Annotated in this window: 19 protein-coding genes; 14 read left to right on the top strand and 5 right to left on the bottom strand. The window is 49.3% G+C overall.

Features of this window, described 5'->3' with window-relative positions:
- Positions 1–66: 66 nt before the first annotated feature.
- The gene (locus EZJ49_RS15185) at positions 67–618 is read right to left on the bottom strand and encodes a TMEM165/GDT1 family protein (RefSeq protein WP_262553097.1); all 552 of its coding nucleotides are present in this window, start codon (positions 616–618) and stop codon (positions 67–69) included.
- 266 nt (positions 619–884) lie between these two features.
- Here EZJ49_RS15185 and EZJ49_RS15180 point away from each other — a divergent pair, with 266 nt between their 5' ends.
- Both EZJ49_RS15180 and EZJ49_RS15175 read left to right on the top strand, forming a co-directional pair.
- Positions 885–1,508 carry an SCO family protein gene (locus tag EZJ49_RS15180; protein ID WP_262553096.1) on the top strand — a complete coding sequence of 208 codons (624 nt, stop codon included), beginning with the start codon at positions 885–887 and terminating at the stop codon, positions 1,506–1,508.
- Entirely contained in the window at positions 1,505–1,963 is a 459-nt protein-coding gene (locus EZJ49_RS15175) for a copper chaperone PCu(A)C (RefSeq protein ID WP_262553095.1), read from the top strand. Before EZJ49_RS15180 ends, EZJ49_RS15175 begins: the two co-directional genes overlap by 4 nt.
- 59 nt (positions 1,964–2,022) lie before the next feature.
- Here EZJ49_RS15175 and EZJ49_RS15170 read toward each other — a convergent pair whose 3' ends face one another.
- Positions 2,023–2,724, bottom strand: coding sequence for a pirin family protein (locus EZJ49_RS15170; RefSeq protein ID WP_262553093.1), 702 nt, complete (start codon positions 2,722–2,724; stop codon positions 2,023–2,025).
- 153 nt (positions 2,725–2,877) lie between these two features.
- Here EZJ49_RS15170 and EZJ49_RS15165 point away from each other — a divergent pair, with 153 nt between their 5' ends.
- From EZJ49_RS15165 to EZJ49_RS15120, 10 genes are all read left to right on the top strand, one after another.
- Complete coding sequence (locus tag EZJ49_RS15165) at positions 2,878–3,768, top strand: LysR family transcriptional regulator (protein ID WP_262553092.1); 891 nt, start codon at positions 2,878–2,880, stop codon at positions 3,766–3,768.
- A gap of 59 nt (positions 3,769–3,827) precedes the next feature.
- Positions 3,828–4,622: a thymidylate synthase gene (locus tag EZJ49_RS15160; RefSeq protein ID WP_262553091.1), complete on the top strand. Its 795-nt coding sequence runs from the start codon at positions 3,828–3,830 to the stop codon at positions 4,620–4,622.
- Complete coding sequence (locus tag EZJ49_RS15155; RefSeq protein WP_262553090.1) at positions 4,619–5,128, top strand: dihydrofolate reductase; 510 nt, start codon at positions 4,619–4,621, stop codon at positions 5,126–5,128. Before EZJ49_RS15160 ends, EZJ49_RS15155 begins: the two co-directional genes overlap by 4 nt.
- 104 nt (positions 5,129–5,232) lie before the next feature.
- Entirely contained in the window at positions 5,233–5,547 is a 315-nt protein-coding gene (locus EZJ49_RS15150) for a PilZ domain-containing protein (protein WP_262553089.1), read from the top strand.
- Between the two features lie 15 nt (positions 5,548–5,562).
- Positions 5,563–6,576 carry a UDP-N-acetylmuramate dehydrogenase gene (murB, locus tag EZJ49_RS15145; RefSeq protein ID WP_262553088.1) on the top strand — a complete coding sequence of 338 codons (1,014 nt, stop codon included), beginning with the start codon at positions 5,563–5,565 and terminating at the stop codon, positions 6,574–6,576.
- A gap of 148 nt (positions 6,577–6,724) precedes the next feature.
- A complete protein-coding gene (locus EZJ49_RS15140; protein ID WP_262553087.1) occupies positions 6,725–7,228 on the top strand; it encodes a hypothetical protein in 504 nt (167 codons plus the stop codon).
- Positions 7,229–7,399: 171 nt separating this feature from the next.
- Positions 7,400–8,635, top strand: a complete 1,236-nt coding sequence (locus EZJ49_RS15135; RefSeq protein ID WP_262553086.1) for a M14 family metallopeptidase — start codon at positions 7,400–7,402, stop codon at positions 8,633–8,635.
- A 144-nt stretch (positions 8,636–8,779) separates the two neighbouring features.
- Positions 8,780–9,478: a hypothetical protein gene (locus EZJ49_RS15130; RefSeq protein WP_262553085.1), complete on the top strand. Its 699-nt coding sequence runs from the start codon at positions 8,780–8,782 to the stop codon at positions 9,476–9,478.
- A gap of 37 nt (positions 9,479–9,515) precedes the next feature.
- Positions 9,516–10,184, top strand: a complete 669-nt coding sequence (locus EZJ49_RS15125; protein WP_262553084.1) for a glutathione S-transferase family protein — start codon at positions 9,516–9,518, stop codon at positions 10,182–10,184.
- A 74-nt stretch (positions 10,185–10,258) separates the two neighbouring features.
- Positions 10,259–11,821, top strand: coding sequence for a S8 family serine peptidase (locus EZJ49_RS15120; RefSeq protein WP_262553083.1), 1,563 nt, complete (start codon positions 10,259–10,261; stop codon positions 11,819–11,821).
- Here the strand turns inward: EZJ49_RS15120 and EZJ49_RS15115 are convergent.
- Positions 11,807–12,166 (bottom strand): KH domain-containing protein, encoded by a 360-nt coding sequence (locus EZJ49_RS15115; RefSeq protein WP_262553082.1) that lies wholly within the window; start codon positions 12,164–12,166, stop codon positions 11,807–11,809. The genes EZJ49_RS15120 and EZJ49_RS15115 overlap by 15 nt on opposite strands.
- A gap of 266 nt (positions 12,167–12,432) precedes the next feature.
- Here EZJ49_RS15115 and EZJ49_RS15110 point away from each other — a divergent pair, with 266 nt between their 5' ends.
- Entirely contained in the window at positions 12,433–12,882 is a 450-nt protein-coding gene (locus tag EZJ49_RS15110) for a hypothetical protein (RefSeq protein WP_262553081.1), read from the top strand.
- Positions 12,883–13,028: 146 nt separating this feature from the next.
- Entirely contained in the window at positions 13,029–13,706 is a 678-nt protein-coding gene (locus tag EZJ49_RS15105; RefSeq protein WP_262553080.1) for a TetR/AcrR family transcriptional regulator, read from the top strand.
- Between the two features lie 73 nt (positions 13,707–13,779).
- On the opposite strand, the gene EZJ49_RS15100 is transcribed toward EZJ49_RS15105, so the two are convergent.
- Both EZJ49_RS15100 and dacB read right to left on the bottom strand, forming a co-directional pair.
- Positions 13,780–14,955: a lytic transglycosylase domain-containing protein gene (locus tag EZJ49_RS15100; protein WP_262553079.1), complete on the bottom strand. Its 1,176-nt coding sequence runs from the start codon at positions 14,953–14,955 to the stop codon at positions 13,780–13,782.
- A 30-nt stretch (positions 14,956–14,985) separates the two neighbouring features.
- A complete protein-coding gene (dacB, locus tag EZJ49_RS15095; RefSeq protein WP_262553078.1) occupies positions 14,986–16,410 on the bottom strand; it encodes a D-alanyl-D-alanine carboxypeptidase/D-alanyl-D-alanine-endopeptidase in 1,425 nt (474 codons plus the stop codon).
- Between the last annotated feature and the right edge of the window lie 73 nt (positions 16,411–16,483).

Genomic DNA, 16,483 nt, shown 5'->3' with positions numbered 1-16,483 from the left:
AAGAGCTTTTGTTTTCGGCCACTTAGGCTTTTGCAAAACTTATCTGTCACCTTTTTATACAGCCTCTTAGCGCATCAGAATGCCGACTCCAAAAAGAACATACAAAGCCGACGACCCGTAATTGATCCACTTCATTGAAATCCTCTGCGTCAGCTTTTCACCAAAGACCACCGCCAAACCGTCCGCGAACATCATCCCCATTGTCGTGCCTAAAGTAACCAAAGTCAGACTTTGATATTTCGCCGCCAAAGCCACGGTGGAAAGCTGGGTTTTGTCGCCGATCTCTGCAAAGAAGAAAAGAACTGTCGTTGTCCAGAAAGCTCCCCACTTCATGTCGTTGGTGTCGGAATCATCTTTATCAGGAATTAAAATCCACAGAGCAAAACCAAAGAACGTCAGCGCCAGCGCCCAGCTAAGCCACTGACTGGGAACCGTGGCTGCGATCCATTCCCCCGCCCAGGCTGCCAAGGCATGATTCAACACGGTGGCAACGAAAATACCACCCATCACATGCCAGGGTTTTTTATATTTTGACGCCAAAACCAAAGCCAGTAATTGAGTCTTGTCGCCCATTTCCGTGGCGGCGACCAGTAAGAATGAATTGATGATTGCTTCCATGTGCCCTCGATACGGTTATGACCGCGGGGGCTGCTTCAAAAAAGAAAACGAGACCACACGGTGCTTGTTAAAAACACTCGTGTCAGTCTCGTCAACAGAGGATCTTGCGATCCTTTTGCGTTTAAACCGGAGCTCATCACTCAGTATGTCGGCCTAAACAAAATCCGGGAAGATTTTCGACTACTCCCTAACTACCCGGCCAACCTACGAAAGGCCCAAACGAAAGTCAAAAGATAACTTCCCCGCAGCATGATGTTGCAGTTGCCATGCTACAGCTTGGCGGCGGCGCCATTCGGCTTTATATAAAAACAATGAAGTCCTTTAAAAAACAAATGCTTATGGCTTTTCTTGCCGGTGTCCTGGCTTTGGCCGCCTTGGGAGCTGGCTTATGGTTTTCCCAACAAGGCCCCCGGATGGGTGGAGATTTTAGTTTAATTCACGAAGGTGCTGCGTGGACTTTTTCAGATCACGCCAAACCTTTGAATCTGCTGTACGTCGGCTATGCAAAGTGCCCGGATGTGTGCCCGATGGCTTTAAGTTTTTCCGCACAAGCCATCAAGCAACTTGATTCCAAGGACGCCGACCGCGTGCAGTTGATCTTTATCAGCGTCGATGCCAAAAACGACACCGCCGAATCCGTTTCCACTTACGCCAAACAGTTCAACCCTTCTTTTGTGGGCTTGACCGGAACCCAAGAGTCCATCGATCAGGCCATCAAGCTGTTCGGGGCCAGCTACATGGTGGAGCAAGATCCGAAATCCTATCTGGGATATTCCATTGCCCACACCGATCGCATTTTTATTTTAAATAAAAAAGGCATTGTCGTGGATTCCATTCCAAGTCCGCGCTCTGCTGATGAAATTGTTCAAAAAATTAAGGAGAACTTATGAAAATGACAGCACTGGCCGCTTTGGCCTTGGCCTTCAGTCCCGTGGCATTTGCCGCCAAAGAATCCAAAACCTCTTTGACCATCAATGAAGCCCGCATCTTTGCCCCCCTTAAAGGCAGCAACGCGACAGCAGGCTATGGCACATTCACCAACACCACAGACAAAGAAGTTTCTGTAGCCATTGAAAAAGTGGATCCGTTCAAAGCCGTGGAAATGCACGAGACTGTTGAAAAGGACGGTCGCATGGCTATGCAGAAAGTGGAAAAGCTGACCATCCCTGCAAAGGGATCTGTGGATCTAAAGCCGGGTGGAAACCACATCATGCTGTTTGACCCGAACCGTGAAGTGAAGGCTGAAGAAACTTTGAAAGTAACCTTTAAAGTAAACGGCAAAAGCGAGACTTATGATTTCAAAGTCATTCCTCGCGTAAAGCCGGAAGGGCATCATCATCACTAAATTCATGAAGTGATAAAATAAAGAAGGCGGAGCCGATACTCCGCCTTCTGTTTTTGGACTTAGCGCAGATCAAAGAGCAGGAACTCGGTTTCTTGCAACGCTTTCAGTTTTAGAACCTCTTCCTGTTCAACGGCCAGACCGTCACCGGATTTTAACACCTGACCATTGACCTCAAGTTCACCTTCCGCCAATTGCAGCCAGGCAGCGCGGCCTGGACGCAGCTTGAATTCCTGCGCATGACCTTCTGTGAATACGGAAGCGTACAGGTTCACGTCCTGATTGATCATTTGGCTGCCCTCACGACCGTCTTTGGAAACGATCAGCTTGAACTGATCCAGCTTCTGTTCACGGGTGAAGGACTGCTGGGTGTAGCCCGGTTTGGCCCCGGCCACGTCCGGCATGATCCAAATCTGGAACAACTGAAGTTCTTCGGTCGGGGACGGATTGTATTCACTGTGGCGCATGCCCGTTCCTGCGTGCATGGTCTGAATTTCCCCGGCCTTGATCTGACCGACATTGCCCAGACTGTCTTTATGTTCCACCGTTCCTTTCAGAACGTAGGTGATGATTTCCATATCACGGTGAGGATGCGTCGGGAATCCGGAGGCTTTCGCAATCCAGTCCTGATTGATCACACGCAAATCACGGAAACCCATAAATTTTGGATCGTAGTAGTCGGCAAACGAGAATGTGTGCATGGACTTCAGCCAGCCACCAAATTCCGCATAGCCTCTGTCGGCGGATTTACGTTGATACATCATAAAGAACTCCTCTCTTCGGGCGCTACGCCATTGTAGCTTTATTTTTGCGCCCGTACTGTTGCTTCTTTGCATAGTTGTTGGCGTCTGGAATAATCATACAAAATTAAATGATCTAAAAAAATTATAATTTTTCTATTAACATGATCTATTTTTTTGATATACTTTTCTGGTATGACGCTGGATCAACTGCAAGTCCTTAAAACTATTGTCTCTTCCGGAAGCTTCCGAGCCGCTTCCCAGGAATTGCATCGCGCGCAAAGTGCTGTCAGTTACTCCATGCGCACATTGGAAGACGAACTGGGTTTTAAATTGTTCAGCCGGGACCAGTATCGTCCGACATTGACCCCTCAGGGCCGGGCCTTCCTAAAGAAAGCCAGCGACCTGATCTTCCAGTTCGATGAACTGGGGGAAACTGCCGAATTTTTAAAAAGAGGACATGAACCGATCATCCGTCTGGCCGTCAGTGCGCTGTGGCCCCTCCCGAATTTGGTCGGCGCGCTGAAGGAATTCTCTTCACGCTTCCCCCAGACGGAGATCAAAATTATTCACGATGTTCTCAGTACAGATGAACAATTGCTGGAGGACCATGCCGATATTTCATTAGGCACGATCTTTAACGAAAAAGGACTCCTCATCACAGAGGAGCTTTTCACTGTGGACATGGTGATGGTCTGCGCTGCCAAACATCCTTTGGCAAAGCTGAAAAAACCCACCGCCGAGGATCTGAAGAAATATCCTCAAATTGTTCTTTCCAGCACGGTGAAAAGCTCCGACCGCTCGGGTGGAATCATCAATCCGGCAAACACGATCAGCGTTCAGGATTTACAGACCAAAAAGGTCTTTTTGGAAAGCGGACTGGGTTACGGCCGTATGCCGGATTTTGCAATTAAAGAGGAAATCAAGCGAAAATCCCTTGTGACGCTGGGACAAAAACCGATCACCCTGCACACAAGCATCGCCCGACACTCTGCAAAGGAGTTAGGCCCCTGCGGCAAATTCATCTGGAACTACTTTTCACGTGGACAAGGCAAGAAGCTAAAATAGAATGTCTAGCGACAAGGGACCGCCGCTTTTCCCAAAGCTGGCAACCGCAAGGAGGCAGAATGAAGCAGTATCACGATCTCATCAAAACAGTTCTTGAACAGGGTGTGAAAAAAGAAGACCGCACAGGCACAGGCACCATTTCCATGTTCGGCTACCAGATGCGCTACAATCTGCAGGAAGGCTTCCCTCTGCTAACCACCAAGAAACTTCATACACGCTCCATCTTCCACGAGCTGTTGTGGTTCCTTAAAGGTGAAACCAACATCAAATATCTTCACGACAACAAAGTGACTATCTGGGACGAGTGGGCCGATGAAAATGGCAATCTGGGTCCGGTGTACGGCAAACAATGGCGCTCATGGGAAACTGCCGACGGTCGCACGATTGACCAGATCACAAACGTGGTTGAACAGATCAAAAAGAATCCGAACTCCCGCCGTATGCTGGTGGTGGCGTTCAATCCCGGCGACGTGGATAAGATGGCGCTGCCACCTTGCCATGCTTTCTTCCAATTCTATGTAGCCAACGGAAAACTGTCCTGTCAGTTGTATCAGCGCAGTGCTGATATTTTCCTGGGTGTACCGTTCAATATCGCCAGCTATGCCCTGCTGACTCATATGATCGCGCAAGTTTGCGACCTTGAAGTGGGCGACTTTGTTCACACGCTGGGTGATGCACACTTGTACTTGAATCACTTGGAACAGGCCAAACTGCAAATCAGCCGCGACTTCCGCCCGCTGCCACAGTTGAAGCTGAATCCGGCAAAGAAAAATCTTTTCGATTTCACATATGAAGACATTGAAATCGTCGGCTACGATCCACACCCGGGCATCAAGGCCGAGGTGGCAGTATGATTCTGACTCATGTGGTGGCTTGCTCTGAAAACCGTGTTATCGGGACACAAGGGGGACTTCCCTGGAACTTACCCGAGGACATGAAGTTTTTCCGTGAGACCACCAAGGGTCACATCATGATCATGGGCAGAAAGACTTTTGATTCTTTCAACGGTCGCGCCCTGCCCAATCGTTATCACATTGTTATCACCCGCGATCCGTCCAAGCACAGTTTCCCTTCCACCGAATCAAGTCCGGTGGTGTTTGTTTCGTCGATCGAAGAAGCCGTCGAACATGCCAAACCCTTGACCGAAAAGTGGGGTGATGAAGTTTTCATTATCGGTGGTGGCGAGATCTACAAACAGGCCATGCCGATCACTGACAAAATCTATCTAACCCTGATCCATAAAGAGTTTCCGGGGGACACCTATTACCCTGAAATTGATCAAAAGGTTTTCACCCAGACACATCGTCGTGACGTGGAAACGCCCATTCCTTTTTCGTTTCTGACGTACTTGCGAAAGTAAGGTCCAGAATCAAGTCCCAATTTGAGAACGCACCATTTTGGACTCTACCAACACGATTTTTTCTCCGAGAATAAAGGTAAGCACTTTATCCCGGAGAGTGTCTGATGAGTTCAAAAACAGCCGCAAAACGCTATAGAACGAAAGAGATGGCCCACATCGAGGTCTATGGCCACATCGGGATCTTAGTGGCCAAGCTTCGCAATATCTCGCAAACCGGAGCTTTCCTGGAAGTGTCTCAAGGTGACTATGTCCCACAAAAAGGGGATTTGCTAAATCTCACAGTTAAGCTAGACACGGTCGAGCGCACCCACAATGTGGCCGCAGAAGTCATCTGGAGCAAGGGTTTGGGGCTTGGCATTTGCTTTATCCATAAAGACCAAATCCTCGAAAGAATGATGGCCAAAACCGGCAGCTTCTAATATGATCTCTGCTTAATGCAGATTCACACAAACCAAGATCTTAGCTCTGCCAACACTCTTCAGCTGCGCTCGCAGGCCGAGCACTATGTGGAGTTGCTTAAATCCGAAGATCTGCATTCTTTACTGAACGATTCCCAAATCAAAAGAATGAACTGGAAAATCCTGGGTGGCGGCAGCAACCTTGTTCTTCCGTTCAAAGTTCAGGGGTTGGTTTTAAAAGTCGCCAATCAGGGCTGGTCCTTGGTGAACGAAGACGCCGATCACTGGTTCGTCAAAGCACAAGCCGGAGATGTGTGGAATGACTTTGTCCAGTGGACCCTGACCCAAGGGTACTGGGGACTGGAAAATCTGTCGCTTATTCCGGGCACCGTGGGCGCAGCTCCGATTCAGAACATTGGCGCTTATGGTGTGGAAGTAAAAGACAGCCTGTGGGAAGTCACCTGTCTGGATCTGCAATCGGGCGAACAAAAAGTTTTCTCCAACAAAGAATGTCATTTTTCTTATCGTGATAGTTTCTTCAAGCAGGAAGGTGCAGGAAAATATCTGATCTGGGATGTGACCTTCCGCCTGCCAAAGAAAAACACTTTGCGGCTTGAATACGGGGACATCCGTAAAGAAGTCGAACGCCAGGGCTGGGAACTGGATGCTCGCAGTGTTTCCAAAGCTGTGATCAACATCCGCCAAAGCAAGCTCCCCGATCCAAAAGTGATCGGCAATGCCGGAAGCTTTTTCAAAAATCCCATCGTCACTGAAGAACTGCGTGATCGTTTGCTGACGACCTATCCAAATCTGGTCAGCTTCCCTTACGAACAAGGACGCTTTAAGCTGGCGGCAGGCTGGCTGATTGATCGCGCTGGCTGGAAGGGCAAAACCCTTGGCCCTGTGGGCATGTACGAAAAGCAGGCGCTGGTTCTGGTCAATCATGGCGGCGCCACCGCCGATGACGTATGGAAGCTTGCCCAGCAAGTCGCCCAGGATGTGAAAAGCCAGTTTGGCGTGGATATCGAGCCCGAGCCAATCCGCTGGTAGTCCCACTGGTGCCACTCTACGCCCATCAGTCAGGAACTAAGCATCCATTCCCCCTTAAAACAGCCTTAAATCCCGTTGCAGCTTTGGAATGCTTTTCGCAGTGAATTTCCGCGAATATCTTACCCGCCAAGAGGCGAAAGGAAGTTTCATGAAAAAACTGGTAATGACGACCTTGCTGTTGATCTCTGGAATTGCAAATGCCAAAAGCCTTTATGCCGTTAAAAGCATTGATTACGACGTCACTCGCGCACAAAAAGCCGGGGATGTTTTGTTCTGCGGTAATCTGGATAACGAACGCTCTGTGGTTTCCGGCTGCGTGAATTTAAATTTGATGGAAGACTACACAGTTCATGCCGCCAATGACGGCGCAGTGATTCTGACAGAAAAAGCCACGCAAATTGCAATCCCAGTGGGAAAAATCGTCGGTGGAAACTTCATTCTGGACGATATGGACAAGGGCTATCTGACTCGCGCTGAATCCAACGGCCGCTTGCGAGTGAATGTGCTGGTGCGCAACTCTGTTGTGTTCAATGATTCTTTCGGATGTTCCAGCCTGACGGACTGCAACTGGAATGTGCTACGCCAAAAAAGAAATCTGTCTTTGGAAGTGCGCATTGACGGCCGTCGTTTGGAGAAAATCAATCTGAACTAAGCCTGTTCCAACTTACAAAAACTCTTAAAAAAGGCTCCTCTTTACGATGGAGCCTTTTTTATTGCCTGAAGCTGGACCTAGGTCCGCCCGACTCTACCTAAGCCTTGTACCCTAACACTAAATCCTCTCACAATATGGTATCTGAGAATCTCAGACACCCAAGGAGGGGTTATGAAAATCACCAAGTGGCTGGGCCTTGTCGCCGTTGCAGCGATGGCACTTCTGCCAATTCAAAACGCACAATCCATCGACACGAACCAATACTGGATGAAAATTCGCGCCACCGATAAATTCCAACGCAGCCTGATCGCCAACACCGGCGCAACGATTGAAACCACACGCGAAGACTACGTGATTGCGATGGGCAGTCTGGAAGAAAAAAAGGCCGTTGAAGATCTGGGTCTTCTGGAGGTCAGCTTCCCTCTGACCGAAGCCATGGACTTCCCAGCCAAGGATTCTGCCTTTCATAACTATGCGGAAATGACGGATAAGCTAAGAACTCTGACGCAACAGCATTCCTCCATCGCGCAAATGAGTTCTATTGGCAAAACATTGGAAGGCCGGGACATCTGGGCCGTGCGCATTTCCGGTGACCTTACCAATGCCGACACCCTGCCAGCTGCCATCTTTATGGGTGGACACCACGCCCGCGAACATCTGTCCATCGAACTGCCACTTTATTATATCGAGTATCTGCTGACAGAATACACCAACGGCAACCCGCGCATCCAACGACTGGTGAATGGCCGTGACCTGCACTTTATCCCAATGGTGAACCCGGATGGTGCAGAATACGACATTTCCACTGGCAGCTATAAATCCTGGAGAAAAAATCGTCGTCAAAACAGCAATGGAACTTACGGCGTGGATTTGAACCGTAACTATGGTTACGGCTGGGGTGGCGGCGGTGCTAGCACAAGTCCAAACAGCGATACTTATCGTGGTCCGGCTGCGTTCAGCGAACTTGAAACTCAGGCGATCAAAAACTATGTGGAGGCGCACGAGAACATCACAAGTCTGCTTTCCTTCCACACATATTCTCAGTTGATTTTGTATCCTTGGGGTCATCAATATGAAGGCATTTCCAACACCCGTGACAAACAGGTTCACGAGGTGATGGCGCGCAAGATGGCGGAATGGAATGGCTACCACCCGCAACAGTCCTCCGAGCTGTATATTGCCAGTGGTGACACGACGGACTGGTCTTACGGTGAACACAAGATTATCTCTTTCACCTTTGAACTTGATCCGGCCAACAGCGGCTGGGGCGGTGGCGGCTTCTATCCGGGTGCCCAGGTGATTCCTGAAGTACAAAGAAAGAATCTGGAGCCCGTGCTTTACATGATCGAATATGCTGACAATCCTTACCGTGTACTGGATGGCAACGGACCGATCTTCAAGCCATAAGGACATCCAAAAAAGAATAAACTCTGAAAAGGACACTGGATGCAGTGTCCTTTTTTTGTATTTCAGCAAAACACCTCCAGCGAAGGTCCAAGTTCCGCAGAATTGGACTCTGTATTTTTACCGTACCGACTTCATGCTTGGTGTATGCCAAACATCAGTTATCAAATCATTCCGCTTCATCATGTGTGCGATTCCCAAAAAGAGCTTCTGAACGAAGTCTTCGGACTTTGGGAGGACACTTTCGGCAAAGTGCTAAATCGCGCCGGAGTCGAGCTGGATTACGACGACTTCTTTCGCTGCCATGCCGCCGGAGTTCTTTTATATAAAAATGAAGTGGTGGGATTTAATCTTTTCACCACTTTTGATCTGAATCTGCACGCCCACCGCAATCACAACTATTTCAAGGAACTAGATCCCCAGTTCGTGAAGTCCGTGACCAAACAAGGCAGCAAGATCATGACCATGGAATATTTCACGCTGTCGCCCTTGTGGCGCAAGCAATCACAGGAAATCCCCTGGGGCGAAATCTTAACCGGCCTGGGACTTTACTATATGGATCAGTCCCCGGCGGACATTGTTGTGGGAACCCCGCGTGTGGATCTGAAGGTGGATTCGATGTGTGAACGACTGGGGGCCAGCATTCAGGGGCATATTGAAAAAATGAACTACAAATGCGCCATTGCTGTCTTTGAGAAAAAAGATCAGCGCCATTTTACCAATCCCCTGACCCACCACTGGGTGAAGAAGCTCTGGGCCAAATATGCGCACAAGAAACAGGAACGAAGCCCTGCTTCACCTCCTCCATTCGAGATGACTCTTGCCGAAAGCCCGGCCTCCGCTTAAACTCTAGGCCACTTAACAAAATGCCGGAGGTATTTTCGTGGCCTATCACGTTCACAGCGACAAGCCGTTCTTTGACCTGATCATCGGTGATAAAACTTTTTCTTCTTGGTCCATGCGTGCGTGGCTGGTGGCCGTTCAATCCGGTTTGCCATTTAAGGAAATCAACATCACTCTGGATCAACCCGACACAGCAAAAAAAATTCTGAAGTATTCCCCGACGGGCAAAGTTCCGGCTTTGCGCAACGGTAAAATTGTGATCTGGGATTCCTTGGCGATTGCTGAATACATCAACGAACTTTCCCCGGAAGCACAGTTATGGCCTGAAGACATCGGTGCCCGTGCACTGGCGCGCAGCTATGCTGCAGAAATGCATTCCGGATTTGCATCCTTGCGCTCTCAACTTAGCATGGATCTGCAACACAAGGGCGACGTCAGACATCTGACCCCGGGAACCATCAAGGACATCGAACGCATTCTGGAAATGTGGAAGACGGCCCTGAAAGTCAGTGAGGGCCCTTACCTGTTTGGGGACTTCTGTATTGCCGATGCCTTCTTTGCCCCGGTGGTGTTCCGCTTCCTTTCCTACAATGTGCAGATCAAAGACAAAATGATCCGCCAGTATATGCGAAACATTCAGGACCACCATGGTGTTCAATTCTGGGTGGAAGACGCTTTAAAAGAAAAAGCCGCCCGTAAAGTCTTTTGACACTTACGTAAAGCTTTCAAAGCCCCCCGGCAGCCCCTTTACATAAAGACATGAAAAGGTGAACTTCTCAGACGATGAAGTTCACCTTTTTTGTTTTTCTGCTGACTGTTCTTTTGCTCCCGACCGCCCAGGCCGGACGTGCACTTGTGTTTATGAAGGATCGTAAGACCTTTGAAACAGCGCGATTGCCAGTTAAGATTCAAAAAAACCTTAACAACCTGAACACCTTCATCGTCGAAACCCAAAACGAATCCCAACTGCAAGCTCTTAAAAATCTGCCGGGCGTTTCCTATGTGGAAAAAGAGCACACCATTCCAGTCGCATTTAAACCTTTGCGGGCATCCCGGCTTGCCAATGTCGCCATCGAACGGCCCGAACGCACCTGGGGGCTGACCGCCATCAAAGCTCCGTATGCGTGGGAAAAGGCTGGCAAGGGCCAGAGCATTCGGGTGTTGGTGCTGGACACCGGCATTGATGCCAAACACCCTTCCTTGAAAGCAAACTTTGAAAAGGGCCGTGACTTTACCGGCCTCAGTAAGGGTGAGGACTTCACCGATCAAACAGGCCACGGAACTCATGTGGCAGGCACAGTGGCTGCGGCTGAAAATGCAGACGGTTTTTCCGGAGTGGCTCCACAGGCGAAAATTCTGGCCGGGCGGGTTTGCAGCGAAATGGGTTGTTCCAATGTCGGCATGGTCGAAGGCATCGACTGGGGCGTGAATGAAAAAGTTGATGTGATCAATATGTCCCTGGGTTCAATGGGGCCTCCGTCACCTGCGGAACAGGAGGCCATTCTGCGCGCGGATCGTGCGGGAATTTCCGTGGTGGCTGCCACAGGAAACTACGGCATTGATAAAGTTCTTTTCCCGGCGGCCTACCCTTCCGTGATTGCGGTTGGTGCCGTTGATCAGAACATGCAGATTGCAGGCTTTTCGCAATACGGTCCCGAGGTGTCTGTAGTGGCTCCGGGTGTCGAGGTGATTTCCACTTACCCCATGAACAAGGGCCGTAAAAGCACCCTGATCCTGACTGTCGGAAATGAACAACTGCGCAGTTCTATCGAGCTTTTTCAGGGCACCCCCCCCAACTGGCAGTCTGAAAACATGTCCGTCGTGGACTGTGGTTTGGGTCGCCCCGAAGATTTCACCGGCCGGGATTTAAGCGGAAAAATTGCACTGATTGCAAAAACTGACATGCCTTTCGCAGATCAGATCCGCTCGGCCATGAGAGCCGGTGCACGCCATGTCCTTATTCACAACGTGGATGACAAGTACGCAGACACCCGCCTGTTTGATCGCGAGAACACTTTGTTTGCCAGTGCTTATCTGATTGATCGCGCATTGGGCCTGCAGATTAAGACCTTGCTGACACAGAGAAAAAATCCCGCTGTGGCTTTACTGACAGTGACAACGAATTATTTTGAAACCTTTGGCACGTCGATGGCGTCCCCGCATGTTGCGGGTGTGGTTGCCCTGATTCGGGCCGCCAACAGGAACCTGACCCCGGCCCAAATCAAGGCGCTGCTGATGAAGACCGCCCTGCCCCTGACACCCAATCTTGAAAATAAGTTTGGTGCAGGACTGGTGGATGCCGAAGCCGCCGTGATTGAGGCGCAACGTCTTTTACCGTCCCCCTGAAGCTGGTGGATAGTAAGGCACTTCGACCACGGCTCTAAATCCATAACGGCCAGTGGCTGAAGTAACCAGATTTCGCAGGGCCGTAATCGTGCGTCCGCTTCTTCCAAGTACCATTGCCAGATTATCTCTTCCACATAAGACATGAAAAACGGTGGTTCGTTCTCCTTGCACAACTGAAACCGAAACATCGCTGGCATCATTCACGATCATCTTTAAAGTTTCTTCCAGCCAAATTTTTACAAGAGCATTCACTTCTTCCCTGCTGCCTTTTTTACAGGGAAAATCACTTGGCTTTTCTCCCATAAGCCCATCTCTACGCACTACAGGAATTTTGGGTACAGCCATGATCATCTCCTTCGGAAGGTTCCGGTTTCTTCAGCTTCAAACAGTTTCAGATTTTTTTTAAGACCGTCTGTTTGAAATCCAGACCCAAATTCAATTTTATCGTTCTGCCCAAAACAGCCCCTCGCTCCCCAAATGGGTCGCCAAGAATGTGCCTTCTGTCAATTTATGAGACAGTCACTTGCCTTCTTTATGCCCCTAATTGCATAAAGGCTTGGCGAGGGCCTTGCTAATCTGATGACAGGGTTCCTGAAGAGAGGTTTTGACGTATGTTGAAGTTCTTGTTGGCTGTTGCAGTGATGATTGGATTTGGAGTGTCCCAGGCTCAGGCTTCGGGTCTTTGCCAGGTTTCCAAGACCGCCAAGCTTGCCATGGACCAACGCGATGATTTGCGCTTAAAATGCCTAAAGCAAAAGAAACAACAGGTGTCTGTTACCCAGTGCCTTAACATCGCAGCAAACATGGAATATTCCACGAACGCTGAAGATGCACGGATGATTTGCCTTTATGACCTGCGCACGCGTCCTACTTTGAAGGAGTGCCACGCAATCACCAAGGCGATGGAGTTCCCGGATTCAGGGGATGAAGCTCGTTGGGAGTGCCTGCGTCACTTTAATAAGACGATCTCAAAGAAGCAGTGTAATAAGCTCGCCCAAAGTATGAGCTACCCGGCAAACGAGCAAAGGGCGCTCCAGTACTGCGATCAAGAGCTTCAGTAAAAATCTACGAATAAAGTCTCATATTTTTCTACAGTTTTTCTTTACAAACATTACGGGTTTGCAAAAAACCAGACTTGCCCACGCGTCCAGACGAACCTATTCTGTCCTCACGGGCCTCGGGTCCACAGAAAGGGTATTCGTTGATCATGATGTCATCTGAAGAAAAAACGAAGAAAACTAAGATTATTGTCAAAGCACCTACTCAAGAACGTTCTCGCCAAACAGTTGCGACTATCTTGGATGCCTGCTCTCGCCTGCTAGTTAGTGAAGGCTTTTATTCCATCACAACAGATAAAATCGCCAAAGAAGCCGGTGTCAGTATCGGGTCTTTGTATCAGTTCTTTGGCAACAAAGAATCCGTTGTTCAAGCTGTTGTTAAAAACATTCTTGAAGAAGACAAACGCATCTTCAGTGAAAAAATGCGCGCCATCTCTCCTCTTCCACCGGAACAACGCGTGAAAGGGATGATCGAGCTGGCTGTTGAAACCACTCGCCGTAACTCGGAACTTCGCTCTAAACTGACCACCATTCAGTACTATGTTGCCGAAGCTGCTTACATGTCCGAATCCATCCGCTTCTTCCAGGAGGTTGTCCGCTACAACCTTCCACAGATTCCGGGTCGTGATATGGAAAAGATCTCCTACATCATGGTTAATGCCTTTATCGGTCTGACCAATACCATGGCGATCGACAACCCGACAGCCATCCATGATGCTGCCATCGTTGAAGAGATCTATCAGCTCTTCCACAAGTATCTGGATATGGGTGCCACGGCACAAGCGCCTGCGGCGACTGTAAACCGCAGCAAAGGCGATTTCATCTAAGACCGTCTTTAGGAAAATAAAAAAGGGAGCTTGAAAGCTCCCTTTTTTTTATGTCCTGATTCCAATCCGGAACTTATTTTCGTTCCATCGCCACCATGCGGTCGCGACGAGCCAAAGAAATCAAAGCCACATTGTATTTGTCTTTAGGAACTGCAATCACGGTTTTCGCCGGGATTGGATGACCTTTGCGAGCCTTGAATGTCAGATGCGGATTGAAGATCTGTGCCTTGCGATCATCGCCATCAAACCAACTGACGATTTCCTTGTACTTTACAGCCACCGGTAATTTCAGGTCCTGAGCATCCAACGGCTTGGACCAGACCACAGAGCCGAAATACTTATTCGCATGTTTTTCCACTTCCAATGCCGCCAGGAAGCTGGCGTAGAAGTTACGGGATGCAAAACCAAAGCTCTTGCGCGAACGAACGTTGGCCACAAGCTCACCCAATTCACGGGTCTTGTAGTTTTCTGTCATCTTGCGCACACCTGTTGGGCCGTGATTGTAACCCGTCACTGCCAAAGGCCATGATTGCAACATGGAATAGTTCTGACGCAAAAGTTTTGCCGCCAGCTTAGTCGCTTCCATCGGATGGTTGCGCTTGTCCACAGTTGCAGAAATCATTTTATAAGGTTTTGCCGTGTAAGGCATGATCTGCCAAATACCGCTGGCCCCCACTTTAGAGCGTGCCATGATATTAAAGCTGCTTTCCACAAACGCCAGACGAGTCAGTTCCACCGGAACTTTGGCATCACGGAAGATTTTTTCCATGTCTTCAATATAGCGACCGGAATAGAAGATCGCATCCTGCATGCGGTCCTTTTGACCCAACTGAAAACGCAGACGGTCTTTTTCATCTTTGGAAAGTTTCAGACCGATGGCTTTTTTGACTTCATCAATCTTTTTCTGCTGGGCTCTTTCACCCACCAGACCTGTCAGGTCCACCACTTCATAAACGGTCTCCACATTTTCCGCATCGTGGATCACCCCCTGAGTGGTGGAATATTTTGTGTAGATATCAATCCAGAACTGAACCTGCTTTTCCATGCCCTTGGGAACGGAAAAAGCCTCGCCATGATAACCCAATGAAGCATCCTGATCGCTGAATACCGGCGCACGCCACGGACGGCTTTCCTCCGGATTCTTTCCCATAACCTGTGGAACGACCTTGGCGGCAAGATCCCCCTGAGCCATCGCCATCGGCGCACTCAAAAGAACTGCGTATAGAATTGAGACACTAAGTTTCGTCATGGAGGTCCACCTTCCACAGTTTTATTCGGCTTATTTTACAAGATAGATAAGTAAATTATCAAAAAACGAACGAATCTTCGTCTCATCCGTAGAACCATTGTAAACGAAAGAGAAAGTCACAACCCGGCCGTCCTCCAAACCCGCATAACCCGCCAATGAGACGACGCCAGTCAGGAATCCCGTTTTCGCACGCACCCAGCGTTCCGCCGGGGAATTTTTCATGCGTTTCTTGAGCGTGCCATCAACCCCCGCGATCGGCAAGGAGGTCAGGAACTCCGGCTGGACTCGGAAATCGTTGCGTAAATGCTGCAGGACCTTCCACATGGCAAATGATGACATCTTATTGTCCCGGGTCAGACCGGATGGTGACTGCAAATGATATTGATCAGCCGGAACGCCCAGACTTTGCATGTGCTCATTCAAAACCGCCACGCCATCCGCCAGTGCAGCACCTTTTGTTTTTTTCACGGCACCCAGATTCTTTGTCAGCATTTCTGCGACATAGTTGTTGGAAAACTTGTTCATGTCCGCCACGATCGACTCGATCGCCTTACTTTCCGATTCGGCGACCAGTTCGGCCTTCTCTGGTGTGACACCGTTCTTGATCTTTCCGGTGAGTGTGATTCCTCTCTGTGCCAGGAAAGATTTCAGATTGTATCCTGCCCAAAGGTCCGGCTGCGTGATGTTCTTAAAGACCACCACTTCCTTCAACCCCTGCCCAATACTGCCACCGACATGAATCACGTCACCGTCAAACTTCTTATCCTCCTGACGATCCGCCAGAAGCTTGTTCGCGGAACCGCTGACTGTTTTGGCCTTGTTCACCAGACGGATATAGTCATTTTCCGGATCAATCGACACATCCGCGCCATTGCCGACACCGTTGGGACGAACAAAAATATTCACAGAGTTCCAGTTAAAACTCATCGCCCCCACCGGCGCATCATAGGCACGGTCCACACGTTCTTTCTGGCGGCTCAGGTCATAGCGAACTTTGTCGAACAGGGAATCATCCACAATGATATCCCCTTCTATTTTCCTGATCTTCGCACGGATGAAGGCATTGACCAGAAACCACATATTCTCAGAGACAAACGACGGGTCCCCACCGCCTTTCAGGTAAAGGTTCCCCTTCAAGGTGCCATTCTTAACATCACCACTGGTCAGCAACTGAGTTTTGAATTTAAACCCCGGCGGAAAAGAAGCCAAAACAGCCGACGCTGTCGCCACCTTGGAAATAGAGGCCGGAATCATCACCTTCTGCCCGTTCACATCCAGAAGGGTCTTTAACTCCTCCCCTTCCCCAACCGTCGCATAAATCCCAACATCCTTCGTACTCACCCCAAACTTCTTAGCCAAAGCCTCAAACTCTTTCTGAACATCCGCAAACTTCTCATCCGCCTGAGCAGAAACTGCCACAAAAACAATCAAACAAACATTCAAAAAAAATCTCACGAAGCCTCCAAACCTCAAAGCAGGAAGAAAGCGCTTTTTCAACCGCTTTCTAGACGATGGTAATGAGAGGTTT

Source organism: Bdellovibrio bacteriovorus, assembly GCF_025558485.1.
Lineage (GTDB): Bacteria > Bdellovibrionota > Bdellovibrionia > Bdellovibrionales > Bdellovibrionaceae > Bdellovibrio > Bdellovibrio bacteriovorus_G.
Note: the sequence above shows the minus strand (reverse complement) of the source record. Positions and strands in the feature narration are given on the sequence as shown.

Excerpts from the sequence above, each read along its gene's own strand:
- EZJ49_RS15105 (WP_262553080.1), top strand. The coding sequence starts at position 13,029 with ATGATGTCATCTGAAGAAAAAACGAAGAAAACTAAGATTATTGTCAAA.
- EZJ49_RS15100 (WP_262553079.1), bottom strand. The coding sequence starts at position 14,955 with ATGACGAAACTTAGTGTCTCAATTCTATACGCAGTTCTTTTGAGTGCG.
- EZJ49_RS15110 (WP_262553081.1), top strand. The coding sequence starts at position 12,433 with ATGTTGAAGTTCTTGTTGGCTGTTGCAGTGATGATTGGATTTGGAGTG.
- EZJ49_RS15180 (WP_262553096.1), top strand. The coding sequence starts at position 885 with ATGCTACAGCTTGGCGGCGGCGCCATTCGGCTTTATATAAAAACAATG.
- EZJ49_RS15120 (WP_262553083.1), top strand. The coding sequence starts at position 10,259 with ATGAAGTTCACCTTTTTTGTTTTTCTGCTGACTGTTCTTTTGCTCCCG.
- EZJ49_RS15160 (WP_262553091.1), top strand. The coding sequence starts at position 3,828 with ATGAAGCAGTATCACGATCTCATCAAAACAGTTCTTGAACAGGGTGTG.
- EZJ49_RS15175 (WP_262553095.1), top strand. The coding sequence starts at position 1,505 with ATGAAAATGACAGCACTGGCCGCTTTGGCCTTGGCCTTCAGTCCCGTG.
- EZJ49_RS15150 (WP_262553089.1), top strand. The coding sequence starts at position 5,233 with ATGAGTTCAAAAACAGCCGCAAAACGCTATAGAACGAAAGAGATGGCC.
- EZJ49_RS15135 (WP_262553086.1), top strand. The coding sequence starts at position 7,400 with ATGAAAATCACCAAGTGGCTGGGCCTTGTCGCCGTTGCAGCGATGGCA.
- EZJ49_RS15185 (WP_262553097.1), bottom strand. The coding sequence starts at position 618 with ATGGAAGCAATCATCAATTCATTCTTACTGGTCGCCGCCACGGAAATG.
- murB (WP_262553088.1), top strand. The coding sequence starts at position 5,563 with ATGCAGATTCACACAAACCAAGATCTTAGCTCTGCCAACACTCTTCAG.
- EZJ49_RS15170 (WP_262553093.1), bottom strand. The coding sequence starts at position 2,724 with ATGATGTATCAACGTAAATCCGCCGACAGAGGCTATGCGGAATTTGGT.
- EZJ49_RS15155 (WP_262553090.1), top strand. The coding sequence starts at position 4,619 with ATGATTCTGACTCATGTGGTGGCTTGCTCTGAAAACCGTGTTATCGGG.
- EZJ49_RS15115 (WP_262553082.1), bottom strand. The coding sequence starts at position 12,166 with ATGGCTGTACCCAAAATTCCTGTAGTGCGTAGAGATGGGCTTATGGGA.
- EZJ49_RS15140 (WP_262553087.1), top strand. The coding sequence starts at position 6,725 with ATGAAAAAACTGGTAATGACGACCTTGCTGTTGATCTCTGGAATTGCA.
- EZJ49_RS15130 (WP_262553085.1), top strand. The coding sequence starts at position 8,780 with ATGCCAAACATCAGTTATCAAATCATTCCGCTTCATCATGTGTGCGAT.